Consider the following 6770-nt stretch of genomic DNA (forward strand, 5'->3'; position numbering starts at 1 on the left):
CCAGAACCCCGTGGCCGGCACGCGCCGTATGGCACGCCTGGTCGCAGGCGCCCTGATCGCTCTGGGTGTGGCCGGAGGCGGCTCGCTAGGGCTGACCGCGGTCGCCTACGCCGACTCAGGCCAATCGGTCACCCAGGACAGCAAGCCCGCGCCGGCCAAGTCCGACCGCGGGGTCAAGACGCCGGCCGCATCCGCCCCGTCCCTGACCAACTCGGCGGTGAACAAGGCACAGAAACTTCAGCGCCCCGGCCACCCGCTGGTGCATCTGGGTTTGGCGGCGGACTGACCGCGCAAGAACCTACGCGTCCCCGAGACGTCCCCTAGATGTCCCCTAGATGTCCCCTAGACGTCGTAATACAGCGCGAACTCGTAGGGATGCGGACGGATCTGCACCGGCAGGATCTCGTTGTCTCGCTTGAAGGAGATCCAGGTCTCGATCAGATCCGAGGTGAACACGCCGCCCTCGGTGAGGTAGTCGTGGTCGGACTCCAGCCGGTCGATCACCGCCGCTAGAGACGTGGGGGCCTGCGGGATGTTGGCGGCCTCGTCCGGCGGAAGCTCGTAGAGGTCCTTGTCCACCGGCGCCTGCGGCTCGATCTTCTTCTTGATGCCGTCGATCCCGGCCATCAGCATTGCAGCGAAAGCCAGGTACGGGTTGCCCGAGCTGTCCGGGCAGCGGAACTCCAGGCGTTTGGCCTTGGGGTTGTTGCCGGTGATCGGAATGCGTACGCAGGCCGAGCGGTTGCGCTGGCTGTAGACCAGGTTGATCGGTGCCTCGTAACCGGGAACCAGTCGCTTGTAGGAGTTCGTGGTCGGGTTGGTGAAGGCCAGTAGCGACGGAGCGTGGTGCAGGATGCCCCCGATGTAGTGCCGCGCGGTGTCGGACAGGCCGGCGTAACCGGACTCGTCGTGGAATAGCGGCTTGCCGTCCTTCCACAGCGACTGGTGCACGTGCATGCCGGAACCGTTGTCGCCGAACAGTGGTTTGGGCATGAAGGTGACGGTCTTGCCGTTCTGCCATGCGGTGTTCTTGATGATGTACTTGAACAAGAGCACGTCATCAGCCGCGTGCAGCATGGTGTTGAACTTGTAGTTGATCTCGGCCTGCCCGGCGGTGCCCACCTCGTGGTGACCGCGCTCGAGGGTGAAGCCGGAATTGATCAGGTTGGTGGCCATCGCGTCGCGCAGGTCCACGTAGTGGTCGTAGGGCGCGACCGGGAAGTAGCCGCCCTTCGGGCGCACCTTGTAGCCCCGGTTGGCGCTGCCGTCGGCCTCGAACGGCTCGCCGCTGTTCCACCAGCCTGATTCGGAGTCGACCTCATAGAAGGTGCCGTTCATGTTCGACTCGAATGCCACCGAGTCGAAGATGTAGAACTCGGCCTCGGCGCCGAAATAGGCGGTGTCGGCGATGCCGGTGGAGGCCAGGTAGTTCTCCGCCTTGCGGGCGATGTTGCGTGGATCGCGCGAGTAGGGCTCACGGGTGAACGGGTCGTGGACGAAGAAGTTGAGGTTCAGCGTCTTGGCCGCCCGGAACGGATCGATGCGGGCGGTCGCCGGGTCGGGCAGCAGCATCATGTCGGACTCGTGAATGGACTGGAATCCGCGGACCGAGGAGCCGTCGAAAGCCAGGCCGTCCTCGAACACGCTCTCGTCGAAGGCGGAGGCCGGGATCGAGAAGTGCTGGACCACACCGGGCAGGTCGCAGAAGCGAATGTCGACGTATTCGACCTTCTCGTCTTTGATCAGCTTGATGATGTCGTCGGCTTGCTTTTCTGCCACCGAATTCACTCCTTGGTCCCTAGGCCGGTCGTTGCTGGTCCGGGCTGACGGTAGGGAGCCGATGTTGCACGACCGTCAACCTGATGTTGCGCGGACGTTACGCGTGCCCGGACCTCTATCCTGGGGACATGGCAGGTGAAATCGGCTCCTGGCTGTCGGGTCCGGAATCCCTGGGCTCCGGCGACGGGTATCCCGGCGAGCGCCTGGGCCTGCCCCAGCAGGGCCCGGGGTCGCTGGCGCGGATGGGTCGGCGGGTGGCGGCGATCGCCGTCGACTGGCTGCTCGGCTACGGGCTGGCGGCGCTGGGCCTGAGCATGGGACTGCTGAGCACCGCCACCCTGGGGACGGCGGTACTGGCGATCTGGTTCGCCGTGGGCGTGTTTTCGGTGCGGCTGTTCGGTTTCACACCGGGGCAGTACCTGCTGGGACTGCGGGTGATCTCAGTGGACAACAGGATCCATGTGGGTACCGGCCGCGCGCTGCTGCGCGGACTGCTGATCGCGCTGGTGCTTCCGCCGCTGTTCGTCGATGCCGACCTGCGCGGTCTGCAGGACCAGCTGACCGCGACGGCGGTCGTGCGCCGCTGAGGAGGCGGTCAGCGGCGCCGCACGGTGCGCTGCACGCCGCGTAGCTTGGCCTGGGCGGGAAGCGGTCCCTTGGGCATCGCCGCCGGGCCGATCCGGCTGCCCAGCGCGGCCAGCTTGGACTCCAGCACATCCATCTGCTTGGTGGTGATGTTGGCCGGCAGCCGGTTGAGATGGCGCTCGAGCTTGCCCAGGGGGATCTGGTCTTCCTCGTTGCCGATCACCACGTCATAGATCGGGACTTCGCCGATGAGCCGCGCGGTGCGCTTCTTCTCCTGGGCCAGCAGTGTCTTGACCCTGGCCGGAGAGCCTTCGGCGACGAAGATCACCCCCGGGCGGCCGATCACCCGATGCACGGCGTCGAAGTGGCCGGTGGCCGCGACACCCGGTGTGACTCGCCACCGGCCGCGCAGGTTCTCCAGGACCCAGGCCGCCGCCCCGGTCTGCCCCTCGGCCTTGCGGTAGACCGACTTCTGGGCGCGGCGCCCGAAGATGATGAAGGCGACCAGCGCGCCGAGGATCACGCCCATCACGATCATCAGGTATCGGGTGAACCCGCCCGACATCATGCCCAGGGTCACCGACGCGGCGACGATCACCACGAACGCCCCGATCATGTAGGGCAGCAGTCGCCGGTCCTCCTTGCGCTGCATCCTGAACGCCTGCCACAGCTGGGCGCGGCGTTTACGGCCGGCGGCCTTGCGGTTGGCCTTGGCTTCGGCCTTCGCGGCCTTGATCTCAGCGGGGTTGCGGGATTTCGCCATAGCTATCCAGGATACGGAGCGGAGTGCGGCGCGGACGGCCCCAGTGCCCCGGCAGCCTGCTGATAGAGGCGACCGGCCCGGTAGGAGGAGCGCACCAGCGGACCGGCAAGCACGCCGGCGAATCCGAGGGTTTCGGCGTAGGCGGCGTGCTCGCTGAACTCGGCGGGCTTCACCCAGCGCACCACCGGGTGGTGGCGCGGTGTCGGGCGCAGATACTGCGTGATGGTCACGATGTCGCAGCCGGCAGCGCGCAGTTCGCGCAGCGCGCCACGGACCTCTTCGGGGGACTCACCCAGGCCCAGGATGAGGTTGCTCTTGGTCACCAGGCCGAAATCCCTTGCCGCACAAAGCACATCGAGACTGCGCTGATAGCGGAAAGCGGGCCGGATCCGCTTGAAGATTCTGGGCACGGTCTCCAGGTTGTGCGCCAAGACCTCGGGCCGCGATTCGAAGACCTCGCGCAGCAGTGCGGGGTCGCCGTTGAAGTCGGGGATGAGCAACTCCACGCCGGTGGACGGGTTGGCCTGCTTGATGGCCCGCACCGTTTCGGCGTAGAGCCAGGCGCCCCCGTCGGGCAGATCGTCTCGGGCGACCCCGGTCACCGTCGAGTAGCGCAGTCCCATCGCCGCGACGCTCTGGGCGACGCGGCGCGGCTCGTCGCGGTCGAGCGCGGCGGGCTTGCCGGTGTCGATCTGGCAGAAGTCGCAGCGCCGCGTGCACTGCTCGCCGCCGATCAGGAAGGTTGCCTCGCGATCCTCCCAGCACTCGAAGATGTTCGGGCAGCCCGCTTCCTCGCAGACCGTGTGCAGCCCCTCGCGGCGGACCAGTGCCTTCAGCGCGGTGTATTCCGGACCCATCCGCGCCCGGGTCTTGATCCACGGCGGCTTGCGTTCGATCGGGGTCTCGGCGTTGCGGACCTCCAGCCGCAGCAGTTTGCGGCCGTCGGGATCGCCAGCGCCGGTCACGGTTGCGATGCTACGGGAACGGGCAGCGGGAGAAGACCGTCCAGCGCTTCGCAGACCGCCTCGCCGACGCGGCCCCGGACGTCCTCGACGCCGACCCGCCGGCCCAGTTCGGCGCTCAGTGACGTCACGCCCGCATCGGAGATGCCGCACGGCACGATCCGGGCGAAGGCCGCCAGGTCACAGTCGCAGTTGAGGGCGAAACCGTGCAGGGTGATGCCGCGGGCGACACGGACGCCGATCGCGGCCACCTTGCGGACCGGACGGCTGTCGCCCGCCAGCCAGACGCCAGAACGGTCGTCGACCCGGATCGCCTCGAGGCCCAGGTCTGCGCACACCGCGATCAGCGACTGTTCCAGGCGGCGCACGTAATTGACGACATCGAGCGGCTCGGCGAGGCCGATCACCGGATACCCCACCAGCTGCCCGGGGCCGTGCCAGGTCAGTTTGCCGCCCCGGTCGGTGCTGACGACCGGAATGCCGGCGGTGTCAGCGGCCTTGCGTTCGTGCGCTTCGGTCCGCTTGCCCGCGGTGTAGACCGGGGGGTGTTCGAGCAGCAGCACCGTGTCGGCACCGCCGGCCGCGCGGGAGTCGGCGAGGTCGCGCTGCACCTGCCAGGCGGTCAGATACTCGACGCTGCCCAGGTTTGTGACCTTGACCTGCGCCGAACTCGACCGGATGGAGCGCGCCACCTCGCCGACGGTACTCCTAACCCCGGGCGGCGGCCGTGGCGTAGGCGAGGGCCTGCCCGACGGTGTGGTGGTGAAACTCGAAACCGCTCCGCTCCAAGACGGCGGGAATCGCACGCTGGCCGGCCAGCAGGCCCTCGTCGGCGAACTCCCCGACCAGGGCGCGCAGCGCGAATCCCGGCACGGTGGCCAGGGTCGGCCGGCTCAGCGCGCGGCCGAGTGCGGCGGTGAACTCGGCGTTGGTCACCGGGGCCGGGCCGGTGAGGTTCACCGGGCCGAACACGTCGGGGTCGTCGATGGCGAAGATCAGGGCGCGTACCACGTCGTCGAGGCTGATCCACGGCATGTATTGGTGGCCTCCGGCCAGCCGCCCGCCCAGGCCGAGGCCGAACAGCGGGCGCAGCCGGGAAAGCAGTCCGCCGCCCGGTGCGAGCACCAGCCCGATCCGGGCCAGCACCACCCGCACGCCGGCGTCTTGGGCCGGGAGGGTCGCCGCCTCCCAGTCCGCACACAACCGGGCCAGAAAGCCCGAACCCGGCGGGGCGGACTCGTCGACGATCCGCGCTTTGGTGTTCCCGTAGTACCCGACCGCGCTGGCGTTGACCAACACCGGGACCCCGGCTTCGACGACCGCGGCGGTGATCACCTCGGTGGGCTCGATGCGGCTGTCGCGCAGGACCTGTTTGACCGCGCCTGACCAGCGTTTGTCGGCGACTCCGGCCCCGCAGAGGTTCACCACGGCGTCGACATCGGTCAGACCGGCGGGGTCGAACTCCGCGCGATCGGGCTCCCAACCCAGCTCGTCGGGATTTCGCGGATCCCGGCGGACGATTCGCACGACCCGGTGATCGGCTGCGCGCAGCGCATCGACCAGGGCGGTACCGATCAGGCCCGAGGACCCGGCGATCGCGACGGTGATGTGCCGGGCCACCTCAGAGTCCGAGCTCAGCCTCGAAGGCCCCCTCTTCCAGGCGCCGCCTGACGGTGGTCAGGAAACGCCCGGCGTCGGCGCCGTCGATGAGCCGGTGATCGTAGGTCAGCGGCAGGTAGCACACCGAACGCACGCCGATGGATTCGTTGCCCGACGCGTCGATGATCACCCGCGGGCGCTTGACGATCGCCCCGGTGCCGAGCATGGCCGCCTGCGGCGGGACCAGGATCGGGGTGTCGAACAAGGCGCCCTGGCTGCCGATGTTGGTGATGGTGAAGGTGCCGCCGGCGAGCTCGTCGGGTTTGAGATCGCCCGAGCGCGCCCGGGCGGCGATGTCGTTGATCGCGCGCGCCAGCCCGGCCAGCGAGAGGTCACCGGCGTTGTGGATCACCGGGGAGAGCAGGCCCTGTTCGGTGTCGACCGCGAAGCCGAGGTGCTCGGCGTCGTAGTAGGTGATCTCGCCGGCGTCCTCGTCGAAGCTGGCGTTGACGTTGGGGTGTGCCTTGAGCGCGTCGATCACCGCCCGGGCGATGAAAGGCAGGTAGGTCAGGTTGACGCCTTCCCGCTCGGCGAACTCCCGCTTGGCCCGGGCCCGCAGCGCCACGATCTTGGTCATGTCGACCTCGTGGGTCTGGGTGAGTTGGGCGCTCTGCTGCAGCGACTCGCGCGTCTTGCGGGCGGTGAGTTTCCTGATCCGGTTGGCCTTCTGGGTGGTTCCCCGCAGGTGCGCCAGCGGCGAGGGTGCCGCGGCCGCGGCGGCGGCCGGTGGTGCGGAGCCGCCTGCCGGGCCTGCCGGGGCCGCTTTCTGCTGCGCAGCGGCCAGGACGTCTTGCTTGCGGATACGGCCTCCGACTCCGGTGCCGGTGACCGTGGAAAGGTCGATTCCGTTGTCGGCGGCCAGTTTTCGGACCAGTGGTGTCACATAGGGCCCGCCGTTGGCGGCGGCCGCGGGAGGCCTCGCCGGTGCCGGTGCCGGTGCCTGAGCCGGTGCCGCCGAGGGTGGCGGCGGCGCGGGAGCCGGAGACGGCGGGGCCGGTGCGGCCGGCGGGGGAGTCGGGGCG

The 6770-nt window shown here is 68.9% G+C and carries 8 protein-coding genes; 2 read left to right on the forward strand and 6 right to left on the reverse strand.

Annotated features, from left to right (window positions below; genetic code table 11):
* Window positions 1–286, forward strand: a 286-nt coding sequence (locus ACKOB8_RS05770) for a hypothetical protein (protein WP_526376261.1), incomplete at its 5' end; no start/stop codon positions are given.
* 56 nt (window positions 287–342) lie between these two features.
* Here ACKOB8_RS05770 and glnA read toward each other — a convergent pair.
* A complete protein-coding gene (gene glnA / locus ACKOB8_RS05775; RefSeq protein ID WP_526376262.1) occupies window positions 343–1779 on the reverse strand; it encodes a type I glutamate--ammonia ligase in 1437 nt (478 codons plus the stop codon).
* 128 nt (window positions 1780–1907) lie between these two features.
* Between glnA and ACKOB8_RS05780 the strand changes: the two genes are divergently transcribed.
* Complete coding sequence (locus ACKOB8_RS05780) at window positions 1908–2366, forward strand: RDD family protein (RefSeq protein ID WP_526376263.1); 459 nt, start codon at window positions 1908–1910, stop codon at window positions 2364–2366.
* A gap of 8 nt (window positions 2367–2374) precedes the next feature.
* Here ACKOB8_RS05780 and ACKOB8_RS05785 read toward each other — a convergent pair whose 3' ends face one another.
* The 5 genes from ACKOB8_RS05785 to sucB all read right to left on the reverse strand — a co-directional run.
* A complete protein-coding gene (locus ACKOB8_RS05785) occupies window positions 2375–3127 on the reverse strand; it encodes a DUF4191 family protein (protein ID WP_526376264.1) in 753 nt (250 codons plus the stop codon).
* Between the two features lie 2 nt (window positions 3128–3129).
* Window positions 3130–4092, reverse strand: coding sequence for a lipoyl synthase (gene lipA, locus ACKOB8_RS05790; RefSeq protein ID WP_526376265.1), 963 nt, complete (start codon window positions 4090–4092; stop codon window positions 3130–3132).
* Window positions 4089–4781: a lipoyl(octanoyl) transferase LipB gene (lipB, locus tag ACKOB8_RS05795; RefSeq protein WP_526376266.1), complete on the reverse strand. Its 693-nt coding sequence runs from the start codon at window positions 4779–4781 to the stop codon at window positions 4089–4091. Before lipB ends, lipA begins: the two co-directional genes overlap by 4 nt.
* A 16-nt stretch (window positions 4782–4797) precedes the next feature.
* Window positions 4798–5709, reverse strand: a complete 912-nt coding sequence (locus ACKOB8_RS05800; RefSeq protein WP_526376267.1) for a TIGR01777 family oxidoreductase — start codon at window positions 5707–5709, stop codon at window positions 4798–4800.
* A gap of 1 nt (window position 5710) precedes the next feature.
* Window positions 5711–6770, reverse strand: a 1060-nt coding sequence (sucB, locus tag ACKOB8_RS05805; RefSeq protein ID WP_526376268.1) for a 2-oxoglutarate dehydrogenase, E2 component, dihydrolipoamide succinyltransferase, incomplete at its 5' end; no start/stop codon positions are given.

Source organism: Mycobacterium sp. (assembly GCF_046091765.1).
Taxonomy (GTDB): domain Bacteria; phylum Actinomycetota; class Actinomycetes; order Mycobacteriales; family Mycobacteriaceae; genus Mycobacterium.

Coding starts and splice junctions, on each gene's coding strand:
- ACKOB8_RS05780 (WP_526376263.1), top strand. CDS start 1,908: ATGGCAGGTGAAATCGGCTCCTGGCTGTCGGGTCCGGAATCCCTGGGC.
- ACKOB8_RS05785 (WP_526376264.1), bottom strand. CDS start 3,127: ATGGCGAAATCCCGCAACCCCGCTGAGATCAAGGCCGCGAAGGCCGAA.